This window comes from Marinovum sp. PR37, assembly GCF_028807375.1.
Taxonomy (GTDB): domain Bacteria; phylum Pseudomonadota; class Alphaproteobacteria; order Rhodobacterales; family Rhodobacteraceae; genus Marinovum; species Marinovum algicola.
The window spans coordinates 18,195-35,605 of the sequence record NZ_JARAML010000005.1; the positions used below are offsets into that span (position 1 = coordinate 18,195).

Here is a 17,411-nt window from a genome sequence, read left to right on the forward strand (position 1 = left end):
TGTCCTGGGTCGTGGCGCGGTGATGCTGGAAGAAACCTTCAGGTGAGGCGGGCGCGACGAGTATTTTTCGATGTTTCGAGAAATGCGTGACGTTTCAGTTCTCAAAGCGAGACGAAATTGGAGAAGGGTAACTTAATTATTTTAAGGGTTTGAGTGGTATTTCGTTTTGTGTGGGGAAGATTTTTTAGTATCCGAGTTGATCAAATTTCGCTCTTTCAGATTTATGGCGCATCAATCCATTTTCTGTCCTGCCCTGCCGCCGCCTTTTGACGGCAAGCTCCCGGGTACCGGCAGCCGCGCCTCGGCGACCTCTCGCACGGCGGTGTCGAGCAGCAGGGTGAAGGCGGCGTTCTGTTGCAAAAAGCGGCGGAAGATCGGGCCGGAGTTGAATTGCACGTCCGGCAACTCGGTGGTGACGACGTCGAGGCCCTTGCCGCCCGCCCGGGTCAGAAAGCTGCTGGGCAGGAAGGCCAGGTAATCGCCCTGCCGCAACAGCTCGAGCGTGGTCGACATGGAATCGCATTGCGCGGTCACATGCAGCGGCTGGCCGCAGGCCTCGCGCACCACCTCTCGGATGTTGTCGAGATAGGCGACGTCGCTCTGAAACGACAGCCAGCGATAGCGCGCCAGCGCCGCCGCGTCGGCGGTGGGTAGGTCAAAGATCGGATGGCCGGCCCGGGCGATCACCACCAGACGGGCGACAAAGAGCGGCCGGCGTATCAGGTAGGAGGGCAGGGGCTCCATGATCTGGAAACCGCCGAAAAAGGCATCCAGCGTGCCATCCTGCAACCCGGCGGCGCCTTCGGCATAGTTCATCGAGGACAGCGTGACCTGGAGCAGGGGATAGCTTTCGTGCATCCGGGCGATGACCTTGGGCAAGAGCTCCATCATCCAGATCGAGGCGGCGCCAACCCGAAGGTTGCCATGCTCCCCCTTGCGAAAGGCCAGCAGCTCGGCTTCGGCCAATTGCTGTTCGCGTAGCAGGTGGCGGGCCTGTTCGGCAAGCAGCACCCCCAAGGGCGTCAGGGTGAGCCCGCGTCCGCGCCGTTCGAACAGCGCCTCGCCGACACTCTCTTCGAGCAGCTTTAGGCTGCGGGTCAGGGCCGGCTGGGTGACGCCGATGGCTTCGGCCGCGGCATGCAGGGTGCCGCAATCGACCACGCCAAGGAACCGTTGCAGAAGGTGGGTGTTGCTGAGCACATTGATAACAAAATCTGATCGAGGTTAAAAAGATATCAGCTTTTTTACAGTTTGCTGTCAAGCTAGGCTCGCTGCACTGACGGGCCCGCCACGGGGCCCCCGTGACAGGGAGGAGACCTATCATGACCATTTCGCAGGGGCTGAGCCGCCGCAACTTCATTCTCGGATCAACCGCCGGTGCCGCGCTTCTGGCCAGTGGCGCGGGCGCCCAGACCGTGCCCGCCCCGATCAATGACGTCACGAGCGGCGCCACATTTCGCTGGATCGACAGCGGCGACCAGAAGGCGGTGTTCTTCAAGAAGCTGTTCGCCGAGTATGCCGCCGCCCGCGACGTGAATATCGTCTATGACCCGCTGCCCTGGAACGAGATCGCCCGGGTGATCCCGCTGGGCGTGCGCAACGAGACAGCGCCGGATGTCTTTGTTCTGCCCCGCAACACCTCGCTTGCCGATGCGGTGGCGCAGGGCTGGTTGCAGCCCTACGACGATTTCATTCCCGACATCGAAACCTGGAAGGCCAGCTTCCCCACAGGTGCCTTCCTGCCCGGCATCAACGTCTTTGACGGCAAGACCTATGGCCTTCCCTTCACCTCGAACAAGCGCTATTCGACCCATCTGCTCTACAACAAGGGCTACATGGAGGCCGCGGGCTTTGACCCGGCCGAAACGCCGCTGACCCAGAGCGAATTCCGCGAGGCGGCGCGCAAGATCACCGAGGCCGGCAAGGGCCGCTACTTCGGCTTCATCCTCGGCGGCTCGCAGCTCAACCGGTGGCAGGACGCGGTGCGCAACATGGGCCGGATGGCTGGCGCCAGCGCCGGCGGCGACAGCCCGCTCGACGCCGATATCGATCTGCGCACCGGCGACTATGTGTTTGACAGCGATGAATATATCGCCGCCGTCGAGCTGCTGATCGCGATGAACGACGATGGCAGCTTCTTTCCCGGCCTGATGAATCTCAACGCGCCGCAGGCGCGGGCCTATGTGCCGCAGGGCGCGGCCGGCATGATCCTGCAAGGCCCGTGGAACATCCCCGGATGGGAGGCCGGGCACCCGGAGTTCGATTTCGGTGTCGCCTCCGGCCCGGTGCCCGACCAGGGCCCTACCGGCAAGCTGACGATCAGCCAGGCCGGCGCGGTGCCCAATACCATCAGCCTCTGGGCCGGGTCCGACAACGGCGCCATTGCCGGCGAGATCTTCCACTACCTTGGCACACTTGAAGGGCAGGTGGCGTGGGGCACCGTCGTGGGGGCCGGCGATCCGCCGATCATGCCCGAAGCGATCGAACGGGCCGAGTTCTCGCCCCGGTCGCGTTTCATCCTCAACCACTTCAACGAGGCGATCCGCGTCGGCCCCAATCCGATCGTGCGCAATGCCGATCTGGCCAAGGTCATCAGCTCTTTCACCGCCCCCGACATCGGCTTTGCCCGCACCGTACAGGGGCTGGTCTCAGGCGAGATGACCGGTGTCGCCAAGGAGATGAAAGCGCTGAAGGATCGCTACAACGCCGCGCTCGATGCCGCCTTCGACAAGGCCCGTACCGAGGGCGCGCAGGTCGACCGCGCCGATCTGGTGTTCCCGAACTGGGATCCGGACGTCGATTTCGCCGCCGCCGATTACTGAGACCTTTCCGTTCTCTCCCCGGGGGCCGCTGCCGATCTGGCGGCCCCCTCCTTTATGCCTGGACCCAGCCCTGACATGCGCCTGCTTCACACCCTTCACCGACACCGGTTCGCCTATCTGATGCTCCTGCCCGGGATGATCCTGTCGGGGATGTTCGTCTTTTACCCGATCTTCGCCGCCGTCTTTTATGCGATGCAGGATTGGTCGGGGTTCAACGCCGATATCAAATTCGTCGGCTTTCAGAATTTCGTCGATCTGTTTCGCGATCCGATCTTCTGGAATGCCTTCGGCCGGTCGATCTACTTCCTGGCTGGCACCGTGCCGGCGCAGCTGGTGCTCTCGCTGATGCTGGCGATGGTGCTCAACAACCAGCTGCTCAAGCTGTCGAACCTGTTCCGCACCATGGTGTTCCTGCCGGTAGTCACGCCGGTGGCGGTGATCGGCATTGTCTGGACCTTTCTGCTCTCGCCCTTCAACGGGCCGATCAACGGGCTGCTGCTCGACATCGGGCTGATCGCGCGGCCGATCGATTTCCTCGGCTCGTCGGATACCGTCATGCCCTCGGTGATCGGGGTCTATGTCTGGAAATGGCTGGGCATCACGCTGATCTATTGGCTGGCCGCGCTCCAGACCGTGCCCGAGGATGTCTATGACGCCGCGCGGCTCGACAATTGCAAGGGGCTGCGGCTGGTGGTGCTGGTGGTGCTGCCGATCATCATGCCCTTTGCGGTGGCGATCACCCTGATCACCATGGTCTCGGCGCTCAATGTCTTTCCGTTGATCATGTCGATGACCAATGGCGGGCCGTTCTTCGGCTCGGAGGTGATGGAGATCTTCATCTACCGCACCGCCTTTGCCAGCGACGACGGCACCATTCCGCGGCTGGGCTATGCCGCTGCCGCCGGGGTGCTCTTTGGCCTGATGATCCTCGGGCTGACCATCTTGCAATCGCTGGCCACCCGGATGGCGCGGCGCCGGGCGGAGGGCGTGGCATGAAACGTCTGATCTTTGGTGACCACCAGCCCACAAGCCGCATCGCGGTGATCTCGCTGGCGATGACCGCGCTCTGCCTGATCTGGATCTATCCCTTTGTCTGGATGCTGGCGACCTCGCTGAAATCCAACACCGAGATCTTCGGCAATCCCGGGCTGATCCCCGAAAGCTGGGCCTGGGAGAACTATGCCCGCGCCTGGACCGAGGCCAACATGGGGCGGTATTTCTTCAACACCCTGTTTGTCACCGTGGGTTCGGTGGTGCTGGTGACCTTCGCCACCTCGCTGATGGGCTATATTCTCGGCCGGTTCGAGTTTCCCGGCCGCACCCTGTTGTTCGTCGCCACCGTCTCGACCGTCTTCGTGCCGCAGGGTTTCACCATCATCCCCGTGTTCGAGCTGCTCTCGGCCATGGGCCTTTCGACCAGCCTGCTCGGGCTGACGCTGGCAACCTCGGGCAATGCCATCGTGATCTTCGTGGTGCTCTTTGCCGGCTATTTCAGCCAGCTGCCGAAAGAGCTGGAAGAGGCCGCCCGGGTCGAAGGCGTCAGCCAGTGGCAGATCTTCTGGTATGTGATGCTGCCGCTGGCCAAACCGATGGTGGTGACCGTGGTGATCATGCAGGTGCTCAACGCCTGGAACGACTTTCTGCTGCCGCTGGTCATCACCCTGGCCAACCCCGCCATCCGCACGCTCTCGGTCGGCATCTATGCCTTCAAGGGCGAACAGACCATCGACTGGACCGGCATGGCGGCGGCGGCGACGATTTCCATCATTCCCGTTGTTCTCCTGTTCATCCTGTTGCAGCGCTATTTCATCAATGGCCTGGCAGGCGCGGTAAAAGGCTGACCCATGACCGAGCGCCCCAATATCCTTCTGATCACCACCGACCAGCAGCATTACAGCGCCCTGGGCTGTGTCACGCCGGGGCTGAAGACACCCAATATCGACCGGCTCTGCGCCGGGGGCACGCGGTTCGACCGGGCCTATTGCCCGGCGCCGACCTGCACCCCCTCGCGCGCCTCTATCCTGACCGGGCTCTACCCCTCGCAGCACGGCGCCTGGACCATTGGCTGCAAGCTCGACGAAGCGACGCCGACCCTGCCGGGTCTGCTGAGCCGCGCGGGCTACGCAACCGGGCTGATCGGCAAGGCGCATTTCCAGCCGCTGGCCGGCGACAGCCTGGAGAAACAGCCGATCCTGCGCGATCTGGAGTTCTGGCGCGGCTTCAACGGGCCATATTACGGCTTCGACCATATCGAGCTGGTGCGCAACCACGCCGACGAGGCGCATGTCGGCCAGCATTACGCCGCCTGGATGGAGGACCAGGGCCTCGCCAATTGGCGCGACTATTTTCAGCCGCTGCCGGGCGAAGAGGCGCCGCTTGCCCCGAAGATGGCCGAGGGCGCGCCCTATTGGGCACGCGAAACCCGAAGCTGGGCGCTGCCCGAGGACAAGCATTACACCCCCTGGATCAGCGAGCGGTCGCGGGCCTTCATCGACCGGGCGGCAGAGACGGGCGACCCGTTTTTCCTCTGGGCCAGCTTCCCCGATCCGCATCCGCCTTACGCCGTGCCCGAGCCCTGGGCCTCGATGTACGACCCCGAAGAGATGGAGCCCGGCGCCGTCACCCCCGGCGAACATGATCTGAACGCGCCGCATTTCGCCAAGACCCAGCAGGCCGCGCCCGATTTCGCCGACTGGCACCGGCCGCATGAGGCGCATGGCTGCGCCAGCCATCTCTATTCGCGCGCCGCGCTGAAGAAGGACATGGCGGTCTATTACGGCATGATGAGCTTCATGGACCGCGAGATCGGCAAGATCCTCGACCGGCTGGACGCGCTGGGGCTGACAGAGAATACGCTGATCGTCTTTACCACCGACCACGGCCATTTCCTCGGCCAGCACGGTCTGGTGGCCAAGGGGCCGTTCCACTACGAGGACATGCTGCGCATTCCCTTCGCGGTGCGTTGGCCCGGAAAGGTGCGGGCCGGCGCCGTGAACAGTTCGATCCAGACGCTGCTCGACCTGGCGCCGACGATGCTCGACGCGGCCGGCGTTGCGGCCCCGCCGATGCAGGGTCTGTCGCAGCTGGAACACTGGCAGGGCAAGGCGCCGCCGCCGCGCGATCACGCGCTCTGCGAGAACCGGCACAATCCGCTGGCGCCGCATGTCACCAGCTACATCGGCGCGCGGTTCAAGATCTCGGTCTATCGCACCGAAGAACACGGCGAGATCTTCGATCTCGAAACCGATCCCGGCGAGGTCAACAACCTCTGGACCGATCCCGGCAGCACCCGTCTGCGCGCCACGCTGTTGCAGAAGATGGTACAGGCGATCCAGGCGGCCGAACCGCTGAAATCCCCCCGCGTGGCTCAGGCCTGAGACAGGCGCCGGGTGATCCGGCCCCGCCTGGGCGGAAGGGGCCTCAGACCACGCTGCGCGGGGTCTTGGGGACCGGCTTCGGCCCGCCCTGACGGGCCAGTTGCACCGCGAGGATGCCGCCGCCGACAATGGCCACGCCGATCATGTCGAGCGGCCCAAGCTTTTCGCCCAGCAGCAGCGCCGCGACGGCGACGCCAAAGAACGGGTTGAGGAAGTGGAAGGTCGAGGCCTTGACAGCGCCGATCCGGTTGACCAGCGTGAACCACACAAAGGTGGCGGCCAGGCCGGGCACCAGCGTGGTATAGAGAAAGGCCAGCACCAGCGGCCGGGTCATCTGCACCTCGAACGGCCATTCCAGCGCCGCCGAGGCCACCGCCAGAAGCGCCGCACCCACAAGCATCTGCAAGCCAACGATCATCATCACATTGCCGCCGGACGAGGCGCCGCGCACCGAGAGCGTCGCCACGGTCAGCGCCACGGCGGCGATGATGCAGAGCGAGAGACCGTAGAGATCGACGCCGGCGCCCAGCCGCGCGCCCATGATCAGCGTCACCCCGCCAAAGCCCGCCACCAGCCCGGCCACCGCCAGCCGTGGCAGCCGCTCGCGGAACACCAGCCAGCCGGCCAGCGCCACCATCAGCGGCATGGTCGAGGCGATGATCGAGGCCAGCGAGGCTTCGATGGTCTGCATGGCGATGAAATTCAGCCCGAGGTAGATGGCGTTCTGGCAGACGCCAAAGACCAGCGTGGCGCGCCATTGCGCCCGGGTCAGGCGAAAGCTCTGACCCATGGCCAGCGCGAGGGCGATGCCGATCATGCCCGACAGCAGGAAGCGCAGCGCCAGCGAGCCCATCGGCGGGGCATATTCGACGATGATCCGCGCCGAGGTGAAGGCCGAAGACCACATGGCGGCAAAGGCCAGCCCCATCAAGATCGCGCGAATGTCCATGACCGGTATCCTGTGTTTGTCGGGAAGTTGCCCGCCGCCGCATGCCCGCGCCCCGGGCCCGATCCGGGGCCTCCTGCGGCGGAGGGAGAGGTCCCGGATCGGGTCCGGGACGGGGTTATTGCACCGACCGGCTGCCGCCGCCGACGGCGATCAGCCGGTCGATCTGCGCCCCGGTCTGTTGCCGCGCCTCGAGACCGTCGCGCACCCCGGAAATTCCGAGATCGAAGCCGAGATATGCCATGCCTGCGCCTTTCGCGTTGGTCCCGTCTCGCAGGCATTAGTACCAAGGCGCAGACGCGGGGCAAGGGGGAGATTTCCCAAGTGGTGGCGCGGCTTGACCGGGTGCGTTATGCACAGGCAAATCGCAGCGAAACGGGGCCGGGACAGGTGCGCATCGTCAGCTACAACATTCGCAAGGCCGTGGGCCTTGACTGGCGCCGCGATCCCGAACGGATCGTGGCGGTGCTGGCCGAGATCGATGCCGATGTGATCCTCTTGCAGGAGGCCGACAAGCGGGTGCGCCGGCGCGAGGGCGTGCTGCCGCGCGACATTCTCTGCTGCGAGATGGGCTATGCGCTGGCCGAAGTGGCGATCCGGCCGCACAGCCACGGCTGGCACGGCAACGTGATCCTGGTGCGCCGGAGCTTTCCGATTGCCGAAACCCGGCGCATCGATCTGCCCTCGGCCGAACCGCGGGGCGCAGTCTCGGTCACGCTGGCCGATCCGCGGATCGAGGTGATCGGCGTGCACCTCGGGCTCAACGCGGCGATGCGGCGCCGGCAACTCGCGGTGTTGCAGGCCTATCTGGCGCAGGCCGATCATCCGGTTGTCATCGGCGGCGATTTCAACGAATGGCGCCGCGGCAGCGACCATGTCGAGAACCTGGGCACCGTGATCGAACCCGGTCCCAGCTTTCACAGCCGGGTGCCGGTGGCGCATCTCGACCGGTTCATCCTCAGCGGTGCGCTGCGCCATGAGGGGTCGTTCGTGCATCGCTCGGATCTGGCGGCCCGCGCCTCGGACCACTTGCCGGTGGTGATCGACGTTGCGCCGGAGAAGCCGGAATGATCCTGAACACTCTGCTGGTCCTGCACGGGCTGATCGTCCTGTCCTTTACCATCCGCATCCTGGTGCGCGACGACCTGACGCCGCCGGCGCGGCTGGCCTGGTTCATCGCGCTGATCCTGCTGCCGCTGGCCGGCTCGGCGGCCTATTTTCTCTTTGGCGAGGTCGATCTCGGGCACCGCGCGCGCAAGCGCCACCGCGAAATCTTTGCCCTGATCCGCACCCGTGCCGCCCGCTTCATGGGCATGCCGGACGGCGTGGCGCAGTTGATCGAACGCGACTATCAGCCAGCCTTTGCCTATGCCGCCAGCATCAACGGATTTTACCCGGTGCCGGGCAACCGCGCCGCGCTCATGGCCGACAGCAGCGATTATCTCGACCGGTTGATCGCCGATATCGATGCCGCTACCGACACCGTGCATGTGATGTCCTACATCTGGCTCGAGGATTACACCGGCCGCGCCATCGGCCGGGCGCTGATGCGGGCGGCGCGGCGCGGGGTGACCTGCCGGGCGATTGCCGACGGGCTGGGCGCGCGGCTGATGATCAAGGGGCCGCTCTGGCAGGAGATGAAGGAAGCCGGCGTCGAGCTGGCCATCGCCTTTCCCTTCAGCAACGTGCTGCGCACCCTGGCCACCAGCCGCATCGACCTGCGCAATCACCGCAAGATCTCGGTGATCGACGGGCGCATCACCTATTGCGGCAGCCAGAACACCGCCGACCCCGAATTTCGCATCAAGGCGCGTTTTGCGCCCTGGGTCGACATCATGCTGCGGCTGACCGGGCCGGTGGTCGATCAGAACCAGCTGCTTTTTGCCTCGGACTGGATGCAGGCCACCGGCGAGGTGCTGGACGAGCTGCAACTGGTGGCTGAGCGTCACGACGACGGCTTTGCCGCGCAGGTGATCGGCGACGGCCCGACCGAGCGCCACGGTGCCACGCCGCAGCTGTTTTCCGGTCTGCTCGGCTGTGCCCGCGAACAGATCGTGCTGACGACACCCTATTTCGTGCCCGACACCACAGTGCTTGAGGCGCTGTTGGCTGCCGCGCTGCGCGGGGTGCGGGTGGTGCTGATCTTTCCGCGCCGCAACGACAGCTGGTTTGTCGCCGCTGCCAGCCGCAGCTACTACCACCGGCTGCTCGATGCCGGCTGCGAGATCTTCGAGTATTGCGACGGTCTGTTGCACGCCAAGACCCTGACGATCGACGGCTGCGTCAGCCTGATCGGCTCGTCCAACCTCGACCTGCGCAGCTTCGACCTGAATTATGAAAACAACATCCTGTTGCAGGACCGCGCGATCACCCGTCAAATCTATGCCCGCCAGCAGAGCTATCTGCCCCGTTCGCGGCCGGTGACGCTCGACGAGGTGCTGCAATGGCCGTACTTGCGGCGGATCTGGAACAATATGGCCGCCACCATCGGGCCGATCCTCTGACCACCGTCGCGGTTGCAAAACGCCGTCGCATCTGAAATGCACACGCAACGCGTTATCAGCCGGGATCGCAGAGTGATCGCCCAGGACATGACACAGATCGGCCGGACACCGGCGGCCCCGGTCCGGCAGGCAAGCCGGCTGCACCTCGAGGCCGCGCGCTTTGCCCATGGCGAAAAAGTTGTGCTCGACGCCCTGACGCTCGATCTCGCCGTCACCCGGCTGGCTGTGGTCGGCCGCAACGGCTCCGGCAAGTCGACGCTGGCGCGGCTTCTGGCCGGGCTGGTCGCGCCGCAGGAGGGCCGGGTGCGGATCAACGGCACCGATGTGGCGCGCGACCGCAAGGCGGCGCTGGGCGAGGTCGGCATCCTGTTTCAGAACCCCGACCACCAGATCATCTTTCCCACCGTGCTCGAGGAACTGGCCTTCGGACTGGCCCAGCAAGGACGCAAGAAAGCCGCCGCCGAGGCGGCGGCGCGCGCGGTGCTGGCGCGCTTTGGCAAGAGCCACTGGGAAGCGGCTTATATCAACACGCTGAGTCACGGGCAGAAACATCTTGTCTGTCTGATGGCGGTCACCGCGATGGCGCCCCGGTTGCTGATCCTCGACGAGCCCTTTGCCGGGCTCGACATTCCCACCCGGGCCCAGCTCTCGCGGTATCTGAGCCATTACACCGGCAACCTGATCCATATCAGCCACGATCCGGCCGACCTGGCGGGATATGACCAGGCGCTCTGGCTGGAGCGCGGGCAGGTCGCGGCGCTGGGCGCGCGCGACAGGGTGATCGCGGAGTATGTGGCGCGGATGAACGAACTGGGAGAGGCCGATGATATCGCTGACCTCGCCGGTTAGAACCCGCGCCCACGACTGGCCCGCCGGGGCCAAGCTGGCCGCGCTTTGCGGCGCGACGCTGGGGCTGTTCTTCATCGAAAACCTGACGGCGCATCTGGTGATCCTGGCCGGGGTGCTGGCGTTTTATGCGGCACCGGGGCGGGTGTTCCTGCGCAACGGGCTGCGCCAACTCTGGATGCTCTGGCCCTTCGTGCTGGTGGTGGCGCTCTATCACCTGATCGACGGCAGCACGGGGCAGGGGGCGGTGATCCTTCTGCGGCTGGTTTCGGCGGTGGCGCTGGCCAATCTGGTGACGATGACCACCCGGCTGTCCGACATGATCGCCGTGGTGCACTGGCTCTGCACACCGCTCCGGGCGCTGGGCCTCAGCACGCGGCCGCTCGAGATCGCCATCGCGCTTGTCATTCGCATGACGCCGGTGCTGCTGACCAAGGGCCGCGCGCTGTCCGACGCCTGGCGTGCGCGCTCGCCCCGCCGCGCCAACTGGCGAATCATTCTGCCGTTCACGCTTCTGGCGCTGGACGACGCCGATCACATCTCCGACGCGCTCAGGGCGCGCGGGGGGCTTGTTTCCAAGGAGGACTGAGAAATGGAACGAAACGTCGTCATGATTGCGCTCTTTGCGGCGCTGATCGCGGTGCTGGGGCTGATCCCCAAGATTCAGCTGGGCTTCGGCGTGCCGATCACCGCGCAGACCCTGGGCGTGATGCTGGCCGGAACCGTGCTGGGCGCGCGGCGCGGCGCGCTGTCAGTGCTACTTTTCCTGCTGCTGGTGGCAATCGGCCTGCCGCTCCTGTCGGGCGGCCGTGGCGGGCTTGGCGTCTTTGCCTCGCCTTCGGTGGGCTTCCTGATCGGCTGGCCGGTGGCGGCCTACGTGACCGGCTGGATCGTCGAGCACTGGCGCGGCGCGCCGCTGACGCTGGTCGCCGGCGTGGCCTCGGTGATCGGCGGCATCGTGGCGCTTTATGGCTTCGGCATCGTCGGCATGTCGATCATGCTGGAAAAGTCCCTGCTGGAAGCTACCGCACTGGTCACGGCCTTCATTCCCGGCGACATGCTGAAAGCGGCGATTGCGGGCATGCTGACCGCAGCGCTGGCCAAGGCGCGGCCGGCCAGCGTGCTGTCGCGCGCGGTCTGAGACCCCGACGCTCCAAACCACGAAGCGCCCGGCCGGTCCGGGCGTTTCGCATGTCCGCACGGGCTATCTGTGAAAGGCGTAGCCGGCCTTGACCAGAATGTCGCCGACATCCCACTGACCGATCTTGCACGTGCCGTTAAGCCGACCCTTGCCGTCGATATGGGTGATCCGGCACACCGCCGGCTTGCCGCCGATGCTGTTGTCGATGGCCCGCAGGGCACGCCTGGCGTCGCGGTCCGACATCTGGACGTTGTCGATATTGGCCAGCCGCACCCGCTGATCCGCCACCCGCACGCTGTCGAGCGCCTCGGCATAGCCGTCATCGGGATGGACATAGGCCCAGATCTCGCCGCGCAGCGTCTCGGCGGCGGCAACAGGAAGCCCGGCGCAGAGCGTCAGGGCGGTCATCAGGATCGTCTTTCTTGCGTTCAACTTCGTACTCCTTGGTCTTGGGCCGAATCACAGCGGCGCCACCCAGACTAGACCGAATGCGATTTTTCGAATAATGCCGCGTTTCCGCCGCCTTGCCCCGAACGTTTGGCAAAAGCCGGGCCCAGCATGTGCCGCATCCCGCCGCGGCCTTGCCGGCATGGGCCGAAAAGGGTTGCCAACCCGGCGAAGCTGACCTATACGGCGCGCTCATCCATGCACTCCAGCGGACCTAGGGTGACCCTTCTTGGGGGCCCTCCGTTGATGTTGAGAAAGGAAAAAGGCGATGAACGCCAAGGAACTGCGTGACAAGACGCCGGATCAGCTTCGCGAAGATCTGGCCAACCTGAAAAAAGAATCGTTCAACCTGCGCTTCCAGCAGGCCACCGGCTCGATGGAAAACACCGCCCGCATGCGCGCTGTGAAGCGTGACGTGGCGCGTGTGAAAACCGTGCTGAACGAAAAAGCCGCTGCGGCCGCTGAATAAGGAGCCTGAGACATGCCCAAACGTATCCTTTCCGGCACCGTGACCAGCGACGCCAACGAACAGACTGTAACCGTGTCGGTTGAACGCCGCTTCAAGCACCCGGTTCTCAAGAAAACCATCCGTAAGTCCAAGAAGTATCGGGCTCACGATGAAAAGAACGCCTTCAAGGTCGGTGACACTGTCCGCATCATCGAATGCGCGCCGAAATCGAAGACGAAACGCTGGGAGGTTCTGGAGGCGTAAGCCTCTCGAACCTTTTGGTTTGATCGAAACCCTGGGGAACAGGCCAGCATAGCCCCCCAAAGGTCAGGAGAAACCCCATGATCCAGATGCAGACCAATCTGGATGTCGCTGACAACTCCGGCGCGCGCCGGGTGCAGTGCATCAAGGTTCTGGGTGGTTCCAAGCGTAAATACGCCTCCGTCGGCGACATCATTGTCGTCTCGGTGAAGGAAGCCATCCCGCGCGGTCGCGTGAAGAAAGGTGACGTCCGCAAGGCCGTCGTCGTGCGCACCGCCAAGGAAGTTCGCCGTGAAGACGGCACCGCGATCCGCTTCGATCGCAACGCAGCCGTGATCCTCAACAACGCCGGCGAGCCCGTCGGCACCCGTATCTTCGGGCCGGTTGTGCGTGAGCTGCGTGCCAAGAACTTCATGAAAATCATCTCGCTCGCTCCGGAGGTGCTGTAATGGCTGCCAAACTCCGCAAAGGCGACAAGGTCGTCGTGCTTGCCGGCAAGGACAAGGGCAAAGAGGGCACCATCTCCTCGGTTGACCCCAAGTCCGGCAAGGCCATCGTGGACGGTGTCAACATCTCGATCCGCGCCACCCGTCAGACCCAGTCCAGCCAAGGTGGCCGCATCCCGAAAGCGATGCCGATCCAGCTGTCGAACCTGGCGCTGCTTGATGCCAACGGCAAGGCCACCCGCGTCGGCTTCCGCATGGAAGGTGACAAGAAGGTCCGTTTTGCCAAGACCACGGGGGACGTGATCGATGCTTGATGCTGCAACCTATACCCCGCGCCTGCGCACGCTTTATCAGGACACCATCCGTGGCGCTCTGAAAGAAGAATTCGGCTACAAGAACGAGATGCAGATCCCGCGTGTGGACAAGATCGTTCTGAACATCGGCTGTGGCCGTGCCGCCGTGAAAGACAGCAAGAAAGCCAAGTCGGCCCAGGCCGATCTGACGGCGATTGCCGGTCAACACGCGGTCATCACCACCGCCAAGAACTCGATCGCGGGTTTCCGCGTCCGTGAAGGCATGCCGATGGGGGCGAAAGTCACCCTGCGCGGCGCCCGCATGTACGATTTCCTCGATCGTCTGATCAACGTGGCAATGCCCCGTATCCGCGACTTCCGCGGCATTTCGGGCAAGTCGTTCGATGGCCGTGGCAACTATGCCCTGGGCATCAAGGAGCACATCGTGTTCCCCGAGATCGACTTCGACAAGGTGGACGAGCCCTGGGGCCTGGACATCGTGATCGCCACCACCGCGACAAACGACGACGAAGCCAAGGCGCTGTTGAAAGCATTCAACATGCCCTTCAACTCGTAATCGCGGGAAGAGGATTAAGACATGGCTAAAAAAGCAATGATCGAACGCGAGAAGAAGCGCGAGAAGCTGGTGGCGAAATACGCCGCCAAGCGCGCCGAACTCAAGGAAATCGCAACCGACGAGTCGAAGCCGATGGAAGAGCGCTTCAAGGCGCGCCTGAAGCTGGCAAAACTGCCGCGCAACAGCTCGCCCACCCGTCTGCACAACCGCTGCCAGCTGACCGGTCGTCCCCATGCGTACTACCGCAAGCTGAAAATCAGCCGTATCGCGCTGCGGGATCTGGGCTCCAAGGGCCTGCTTCCCGGCATGGTCAAGTCGAGCTGGTAAGGGAGGGTATATAGATGAACGATCCTATCGGCGATATGCTCACCCGTATCCGCAACGCATCGCTGCGTGGCAAGTCGACCGTGTCGACCCCGGCCTCGAAGCTGCGGGCCTGGGTGCTCGATGTTCTCGCGGACGAAGGCTATATCCGCGGCTACGAGAAAACCACCGACGAGCGCGGCCACCCCGCTCTCGAAATCAGCCTGAAATACTACGACGGCACCTCCGTCATCCGCGAACTCAAGCGGGTGTCGACTCCGGGCCGTCGCGTGTATCTGGGTGTGGACGAGATTCCCACGGTCCGTCAGGGCCTTGGCGTTTCCATCGTGTCCACCTCGAAAGGCGTCATGTCGGATGCAAACGCTCGCTCTGCCAACGTTGGCGGCGAAGTGCTTTGCACCGTATTCTAAGGAGGGCTGTGTAATGTCTCGTATCGGCAAACAGCCTGTCGCTCTGCCCGATGGCGTCTCTGCGACGATTTCCGGCCAGACCATCGAAGTCAAAGGCCCGAAAGGCGCTCAGAGCTTCACCGCGACCGACGATGTGACGCTGACCGTCGAAGACGGCGCCGTCTCCGTCGCGCCGCGCGGCAAGTCCAAGCGGGCGCGTCAGCAGTGGGGCATGAGCCGCACTGTGGTGGCCAACATGGTCACCGGCGTCAGCGGCAGCTTCAAGAAAGAGCTTGAAATCCAGGGCGTCGGTTACCGGGCGCAGCTTCAGGGCAAGGTCCTGAAACTGAACCTCGGCCTGTCGCACGACGTGGATTTCGAAGTTCCGGAAGGTATCACGATCACCGTCCCGAAACCGACCGAGATCATTGTCGAAGGCAATGACATCCAGCAGGTCGGCCAAGTGGCGGCGAACATCCGTGACTGGCGCAAGCCCGAGCCCTACAAGGGCAAAGGCATCCGCTACAAGGGTGAGTATATCTTCCAGAAGGAAGGCAAGAAGAAGTAAGGACGCGGACAATGGCAAACAGCAAAAGACAACTGTTCCTCAAGCGCCGTCTGCGCGTCCGGAACAAACTTCGCAAGATGAACCGCGGGCGCGTGCGCCTTTCGGTGCATCGTTCGAACAAGAACATCTCGGTCCAGCTGATCGACGACGTGCAGGGCCGTACCCTGGCCGCGGCGTCCTCGCTCGAAAAGGATCTGGGCATCGTTGGCAAGAACAACGTGGAAGCCGCAACCAAGGTGGGCGCTGCAATCGCAGAACGCGCCAAGGCGGCCGGTGTCGAGGAATGTTACTTCGATCGCGGTGGTTTCCTCTTCCACGGTGGCATCAAGGCTCTGGCCGATGCCGCCCGCGAAGGTGGCCTGAAGTTCTAAGTGCAGGGGCGCGGCGCACGCGCCCCTCGATGATCGGGGGCCCCGGGCAGCACCGGGGCCACTTCGATCGTGCAAGACCCGGCGCAATCGCGCCAGAAACAAAGGAAATGCCACATGGCAGAACGTGAAAACAGAGGCCGGGGCGGCCGTCGTGACCGCGACGAAGCACCGGAATTCGCCGACCGTCTGGTCGCGATCAACCGGGTCTCCAAGACCGTGAAGGGTGGTAAGCGCTTCGGCTTTGCCGCGCTTGTCGTCGTCGGTGACCAGAAAGGTCGTGTCGGCTTTGGCAAGGGCAAGGCGAAAGAGGTCCCCGAGGCCATCCGCAAGGCCACCGAACAGGCCAAGCGCCAGATGATCCGCGTGCCGCTGCGCGAAGGCCGCACGCTGCACCACGACATCGAAGGCCGTCACGGCGCCGGCAAGGTCGTCATGCGCACCGCACCGCAGGGTACTGGTATCATCGCCGGTGGTCCGATGCGGGCCGTCTTCGAGATGCTGGGCGTGCAGGACGTGGTTGCCAAGTCGACCGGTTCGCAGAACCCCTACAACATGATCCGCGCAACGCTGAACGCGCTGACCCTCGAGGCCAGCCCCCGCATGGTGGCTCAGCGTCGCGGCAAGAAAGTGGCCGACATCCTGCCCAAGCGTGAAGACGCGCCGGCGGAATCGACCCAAGTCGCCGAGGAGGCCTGAGACCCATGGCAAAAACCATCGTCGTCAAGCAGATCGGCTCGCCGATCCGCCGCCCGGAAGTTCAGCGCAAGACGCTGATCGGTCTCGGCCTCAACAAGATGCACAAGACCCGCGAGCTGGAAGACACCCCTTCCGTCCGCGGCATGATCAACAAGATCTCGCATCTGGTGGAAATCGTCGAAGAGCGCGGCTAAGCCCGCCTCCCACGACTGGACACGCGCGCCGTCGCCCCGAAAGGGCGGCGGCGTTTCCGTTTGCAGGCCGCCACCTACTGACCGGTATTCGACGTGGAGAAATTTGACTGCGGTTGCTAAAATTGGCGCTCCCGCCGGCCTGTCGCCCGGACAATGACAAGAAACTGCGGCTCGGATCCGAACATGTGGTTTTTCCTCGATCCGTCGAACAAGATTATCGATGTCTCGCCCGATTGGGACAGCCAGGCAGGCACGCTCGGCGGGGCTCTGGTGGCGCGGAGGGGAATCGTCGGCCGCTCGCTGTGGGATTTCGTCAATGGCGCCGAAACCCGGTCGTATCTCAATGCGGTGTTCTTCTGGTGTCGGCAGTCCGGGCGCGGGCTGTCCTTGCCGTATCGCTGCGACGCGCCCAACCTGAGGCGCGAGTGCCGGATGGACATCGCCCCGGATTCCGAAGGCGGTCTCGAGGTGCGCCACCATCTGCTGGCCGAAACCCCTGTCGCGGGGCAGAAGCTCTCCGGGACCGACGCGCCGGGGCAGCAATGTTCGCAATGTCTGCGCTGGGAAGGCCCGGACGGCTGGCGTGATCTGATGATCGCGACGCCGCCGCAGGCGACCTTTGTCACCTATGTGATCTGCCCCGACTGCCGGCGCGCCGCCAACCGTGCCCTGGGGCGCGACAGCAACGGGGCAGGGGGGCTCGGCGACTGAGCCCGCCCGCTCCGGTCTATGCCCTCCGGCGCGGGCTGTCTGTGGCATGC

General features: G+C 64.3%; 25 protein-coding genes. 21 read left to right on the top strand and 4 right to left on the bottom strand.

Features of this window, described 5'->3' with window-relative positions:
• Positions 1 to 231 precede the first annotated feature (231 nt).
• Positions 232 to 1,200 carry a LysR family transcriptional regulator gene (locus PVW49_RS05710; RefSeq protein ID WP_274566206.1) on the bottom strand — a complete coding sequence of 323 codons (969 nt, stop codon included), beginning with the start codon at positions 1,198 to 1,200 and terminating at the stop codon, positions 232 to 234.
• A 122-nt stretch (positions 1,201 to 1,322) separates the two neighbouring features.
• On the opposite strand from PVW49_RS05710, the gene PVW49_RS05715 reads away from it, so the two are divergent.
• The 4 genes from PVW49_RS05715 (at position 1,323) to PVW49_RS05730 (ending at position 6,199) form a co-directional block, all read left to right on the top strand.
• Positions 1,323 to 2,822 (top strand): ABC transporter substrate-binding protein, encoded by a 1,500-nt coding sequence (locus PVW49_RS05715; RefSeq protein WP_274566205.1) that lies wholly within the window; start codon positions 1,323 to 1,325, stop codon positions 2,820 to 2,822.
• A gap of 75 nt (positions 2,823 to 2,897) precedes the next feature.
• Positions 2,898 to 3,818, top strand: coding sequence for a carbohydrate ABC transporter permease (locus tag PVW49_RS05720; protein ID WP_274590104.1), 921 nt, complete (start codon positions 2,898 to 2,900; stop codon positions 3,816 to 3,818).
• A complete protein-coding gene (locus tag PVW49_RS05725) occupies positions 3,815 to 4,663 on the top strand; it encodes a carbohydrate ABC transporter permease (protein WP_274590105.1) in 849 nt (282 codons plus the stop codon). Before PVW49_RS05720 ends, PVW49_RS05725 begins: the two co-directional genes overlap by 4 nt.
• A gap of 3 nt (positions 4,664 to 4,666) precedes the next feature.
• Positions 4,667 to 6,199, top strand: a complete 1,533-nt coding sequence (locus PVW49_RS05730) for a sulfatase family protein (protein ID WP_274590106.1) — start codon at positions 4,667 to 4,669, stop codon at positions 6,197 to 6,199.
• 43 nt (positions 6,200 to 6,242) lie between these two features.
• On the opposite strand, the gene PVW49_RS05735 is transcribed toward PVW49_RS05730, so the two are convergent.
• Together PVW49_RS05735 and PVW49_RS05740 are read right to left on the bottom strand one after the other, a co-directional pair.
• A complete protein-coding gene (locus tag PVW49_RS05735) occupies positions 6,243 to 7,148 on the bottom strand; it encodes a DMT family transporter (RefSeq protein ID WP_274590107.1) in 906 nt (301 codons plus the stop codon).
• Between the two features lie 115 nt (positions 7,149 to 7,263).
• Complete coding sequence (locus tag PVW49_RS05740; RefSeq protein ID WP_274590108.1) at positions 7,264 to 7,389, bottom strand: hypothetical protein; 126 nt, start codon at positions 7,387 to 7,389, stop codon at positions 7,264 to 7,266.
• Positions 7,390 to 7,472: 83 nt separating this feature from the next.
• Here PVW49_RS05740 and PVW49_RS05745 point away from each other — a divergent pair, with 83 nt between their 5' ends.
• The 5 genes from PVW49_RS05745 (at position 7,473) to PVW49_RS05765 (ending at position 11,636) form a co-directional block, all read left to right on the top strand.
• Positions 7,473 to 8,216: an endonuclease/exonuclease/phosphatase family protein gene (locus tag PVW49_RS05745; RefSeq protein WP_274590109.1), complete on the top strand. Its 744-nt coding sequence runs from the start codon at positions 7,473 to 7,475 to the stop codon at positions 8,214 to 8,216.
• A complete protein-coding gene (gene cls, locus PVW49_RS05750; protein ID WP_274590110.1) occupies positions 8,213 to 9,649 on the top strand; it encodes a cardiolipin synthase in 1,437 nt (478 codons plus the stop codon). Before PVW49_RS05745 ends, cls begins: the two co-directional genes overlap by 4 nt.
• A gap of 87 nt (positions 9,650 to 9,736) precedes the next feature.
• Positions 9,737 to 10,498 (top strand): energy-coupling factor ABC transporter ATP-binding protein, encoded by a 762-nt coding sequence (locus tag PVW49_RS05755; protein ID WP_371398932.1) that lies wholly within the window; start codon positions 9,737 to 9,739, stop codon positions 10,496 to 10,498.
• On the top strand, positions 10,473 to 11,084 hold the full coding sequence (locus PVW49_RS05760; protein WP_274590112.1) for an energy-coupling factor transporter transmembrane component T family protein: 612 nt from the start codon (positions 10,473 to 10,475) through the stop codon (positions 11,082 to 11,084). Before PVW49_RS05755 ends, PVW49_RS05760 begins: the two co-directional genes overlap by 26 nt.
• 3 nt (positions 11,085 to 11,087) lie before the next feature.
• On the top strand, positions 11,088 to 11,636 hold the full coding sequence (locus tag PVW49_RS05765; RefSeq protein WP_048529574.1) for a biotin transporter BioY: 549 nt from the start codon (positions 11,088 to 11,090) through the stop codon (positions 11,634 to 11,636).
• 63 nt (positions 11,637 to 11,699) lie between these two features.
• On the opposite strand, the gene PVW49_RS05770 is transcribed toward PVW49_RS05765, so the two are convergent.
• Positions 11,700 to 12,068 carry a thermonuclease family protein gene (locus tag PVW49_RS05770; protein ID WP_139211143.1) on the bottom strand — a complete coding sequence of 123 codons (369 nt, stop codon included), beginning with the start codon at positions 12,066 to 12,068 and terminating at the stop codon, positions 11,700 to 11,702.
• Between the two features lie 283 nt (positions 12,069 to 12,351).
• Here PVW49_RS05770 and rpmC point away from each other — a divergent pair, with 283 nt between their 5' ends.
• From rpmC to PVW49_RS05830, 12 genes are all read left to right on the top strand, one after another.
• Positions 12,352 to 12,552 (top strand): 50S ribosomal protein L29, encoded by a 201-nt coding sequence (rpmC, locus tag PVW49_RS05775; RefSeq protein WP_048529577.1) that lies wholly within the window; start codon positions 12,352 to 12,354, stop codon positions 12,550 to 12,552.
• Positions 12,553 to 12,564: 12 nt separating this feature from the next.
• Entirely contained in the window at positions 12,565 to 12,795 is a 231-nt protein-coding gene (gene rpsQ / locus PVW49_RS05780) for a 30S ribosomal protein S17 (protein WP_048529579.1), read from the top strand.
• A gap of 77 nt (positions 12,796 to 12,872) precedes the next feature.
• Entirely contained in the window at positions 12,873 to 13,241 is a 369-nt protein-coding gene (gene rplN / locus PVW49_RS05785) for a 50S ribosomal protein L14 (protein WP_007427594.1), read from the top strand.
• Positions 13,241 to 13,552, top strand: a complete 312-nt coding sequence (rplX, locus tag PVW49_RS05790) for a 50S ribosomal protein L24 (RefSeq protein ID WP_048529582.1) — start codon at positions 13,241 to 13,243, stop codon at positions 13,550 to 13,552. Before rplN ends, rplX begins: the two co-directional genes overlap by 1 nt.
• Complete coding sequence (rplE, locus tag PVW49_RS05795; RefSeq protein ID WP_048529584.1) at positions 13,545 to 14,108, top strand: 50S ribosomal protein L5; 564 nt, start codon at positions 13,545 to 13,547, stop codon at positions 14,106 to 14,108. The genes rplX and rplE overlap by 8 nt, the downstream gene beginning before the upstream one ends.
• 21 nt (positions 14,109 to 14,129) lie before the next feature.
• Positions 14,130 to 14,435: a 30S ribosomal protein S14 gene (rpsN, locus tag PVW49_RS05800; RefSeq protein WP_048529586.1), complete on the top strand. Its 306-nt coding sequence runs from the start codon at positions 14,130 to 14,132 to the stop codon at positions 14,433 to 14,435.
• Between the two features lie 14 nt (positions 14,436 to 14,449).
• Positions 14,450 to 14,842, top strand: coding sequence for a 30S ribosomal protein S8 (gene rpsH / locus PVW49_RS05805; protein ID WP_048529588.1), 393 nt, complete (start codon positions 14,450 to 14,452; stop codon positions 14,840 to 14,842).
• 13 nt (positions 14,843 to 14,855) lie between these two features.
• Positions 14,856 to 15,389 carry a 50S ribosomal protein L6 gene (rplF, locus tag PVW49_RS05810; protein WP_048529590.1) on the top strand — a complete coding sequence of 178 codons (534 nt, stop codon included), beginning with the start codon at positions 14,856 to 14,858 and terminating at the stop codon, positions 15,387 to 15,389.
• An 11-nt stretch (positions 15,390 to 15,400) separates the two neighbouring features.
• Positions 15,401 to 15,760: a 50S ribosomal protein L18 gene (gene rplR / locus PVW49_RS05815; protein WP_048529592.1), complete on the top strand. Its 360-nt coding sequence runs from the start codon at positions 15,401 to 15,403 to the stop codon at positions 15,758 to 15,760.
• A gap of 114 nt (positions 15,761 to 15,874) precedes the next feature.
• Positions 15,875 to 16,456 carry a 30S ribosomal protein S5 gene (rpsE, locus tag PVW49_RS05820; protein ID WP_048529594.1) on the top strand — a complete coding sequence of 194 codons (582 nt, stop codon included), beginning with the start codon at positions 15,875 to 15,877 and terminating at the stop codon, positions 16,454 to 16,456.
• Positions 16,457 to 16,461: 5 nt separating this feature from the next.
• Complete coding sequence (gene rpmD / locus PVW49_RS05825; protein WP_048529596.1) at positions 16,462 to 16,650, top strand: 50S ribosomal protein L30; 189 nt, start codon at positions 16,462 to 16,464, stop codon at positions 16,648 to 16,650.
• Positions 16,651 to 16,833: 183 nt separating this feature from the next.
• A complete protein-coding gene (locus PVW49_RS05830) occupies positions 16,834 to 17,361 on the top strand; it encodes a hypothetical protein (RefSeq protein WP_274590113.1) in 528 nt (175 codons plus the stop codon).
• Positions 17,362 to 17,411: the final 50 nt, after the last annotated feature.

Excerpts from the sequence above, each read along its gene's own strand:
- PVW49_RS05715 (WP_274566205.1), top strand. The coding sequence starts at position 1,323 with ATGACCATTTCGCAGGGGCTGAGCCGCCGCAACTTCATTCTCGGATCA.
- PVW49_RS05720 (WP_274590104.1), top strand. The coding sequence starts at position 2,898 with ATGCGCCTGCTTCACACCCTTCACCGACACCGGTTCGCCTATCTGATG.
- PVW49_RS05725 (WP_274590105.1), top strand. The coding sequence starts at position 3,815 with ATGAAACGTCTGATCTTTGGTGACCACCAGCCCACAAGCCGCATCGCG.
- PVW49_RS05730 (WP_274590106.1), top strand. The coding sequence starts at position 4,667 with ATGACCGAGCGCCCCAATATCCTTCTGATCACCACCGACCAGCAGCAT.
- PVW49_RS05735 (WP_274590107.1), bottom strand. The coding sequence starts at position 7,148 with ATGGACATTCGCGCGATCTTGATGGGGCTGGCCTTTGCCGCCATGTGG.
- PVW49_RS05740 (WP_274590108.1), bottom strand. The coding sequence starts at position 7,389 with ATGGCATATCTCGGCTTCGATCTCGGAATTTCCGGGGTGCGCGACGGT.
- cls (WP_274590110.1), top strand. The coding sequence starts at position 8,213 with ATGATCCTGAACACTCTGCTGGTCCTGCACGGGCTGATCGTCCTGTCC.
- PVW49_RS05755 (WP_371398932.1), top strand. The coding sequence starts at position 9,737 with ATGACACAGATCGGCCGGACACCGGCGGCCCCGGTCCGGCAGGCAAGC.
- PVW49_RS05760 (WP_274590112.1), top strand. The coding sequence starts at position 10,473 with ATGATATCGCTGACCTCGCCGGTTAGAACCCGCGCCCACGACTGGCCC.
- PVW49_RS05765 (WP_048529574.1), top strand. The coding sequence starts at position 11,088 with ATGGAACGAAACGTCGTCATGATTGCGCTCTTTGCGGCGCTGATCGCG.
- rpmC (WP_048529577.1), top strand. The coding sequence starts at position 12,352 with ATGAACGCCAAGGAACTGCGTGACAAGACGCCGGATCAGCTTCGCGAA.
- rpsQ (WP_048529579.1), top strand. The coding sequence starts at position 12,565 with ATGCCCAAACGTATCCTTTCCGGCACCGTGACCAGCGACGCCAACGAA.
- rplN (WP_007427594.1), top strand. The coding sequence starts at position 12,873 with ATGATCCAGATGCAGACCAATCTGGATGTCGCTGACAACTCCGGCGCG.
- rplX (WP_048529582.1), top strand. The coding sequence starts at position 13,241 with ATGGCTGCCAAACTCCGCAAAGGCGACAAGGTCGTCGTGCTTGCCGGC.
- rplE (WP_048529584.1), top strand. The coding sequence starts at position 13,545 with ATGCTTGATGCTGCAACCTATACCCCGCGCCTGCGCACGCTTTATCAG.
- rpsN (WP_048529586.1), top strand. The coding sequence starts at position 14,130 with ATGGCTAAAAAAGCAATGATCGAACGCGAGAAGAAGCGCGAGAAGCTG.
- rpsH (WP_048529588.1), top strand. The coding sequence starts at position 14,450 with ATGAACGATCCTATCGGCGATATGCTCACCCGTATCCGCAACGCATCG.
- rplF (WP_048529590.1), top strand. The coding sequence starts at position 14,856 with ATGTCTCGTATCGGCAAACAGCCTGTCGCTCTGCCCGATGGCGTCTCT.
- rplR (WP_048529592.1), top strand. The coding sequence starts at position 15,401 with ATGGCAAACAGCAAAAGACAACTGTTCCTCAAGCGCCGTCTGCGCGTC.
- rpsE (WP_048529594.1), top strand. The coding sequence starts at position 15,875 with ATGGCAGAACGTGAAAACAGAGGCCGGGGCGGCCGTCGTGACCGCGAC.
- rpmD (WP_048529596.1), top strand. The coding sequence starts at position 16,462 with ATGGCAAAAACCATCGTCGTCAAGCAGATCGGCTCGCCGATCCGCCGC.
- PVW49_RS05830 (WP_274590113.1), top strand. The coding sequence starts at position 16,834 with ATGTGGTTTTTCCTCGATCCGTCGAACAAGATTATCGATGTCTCGCCC.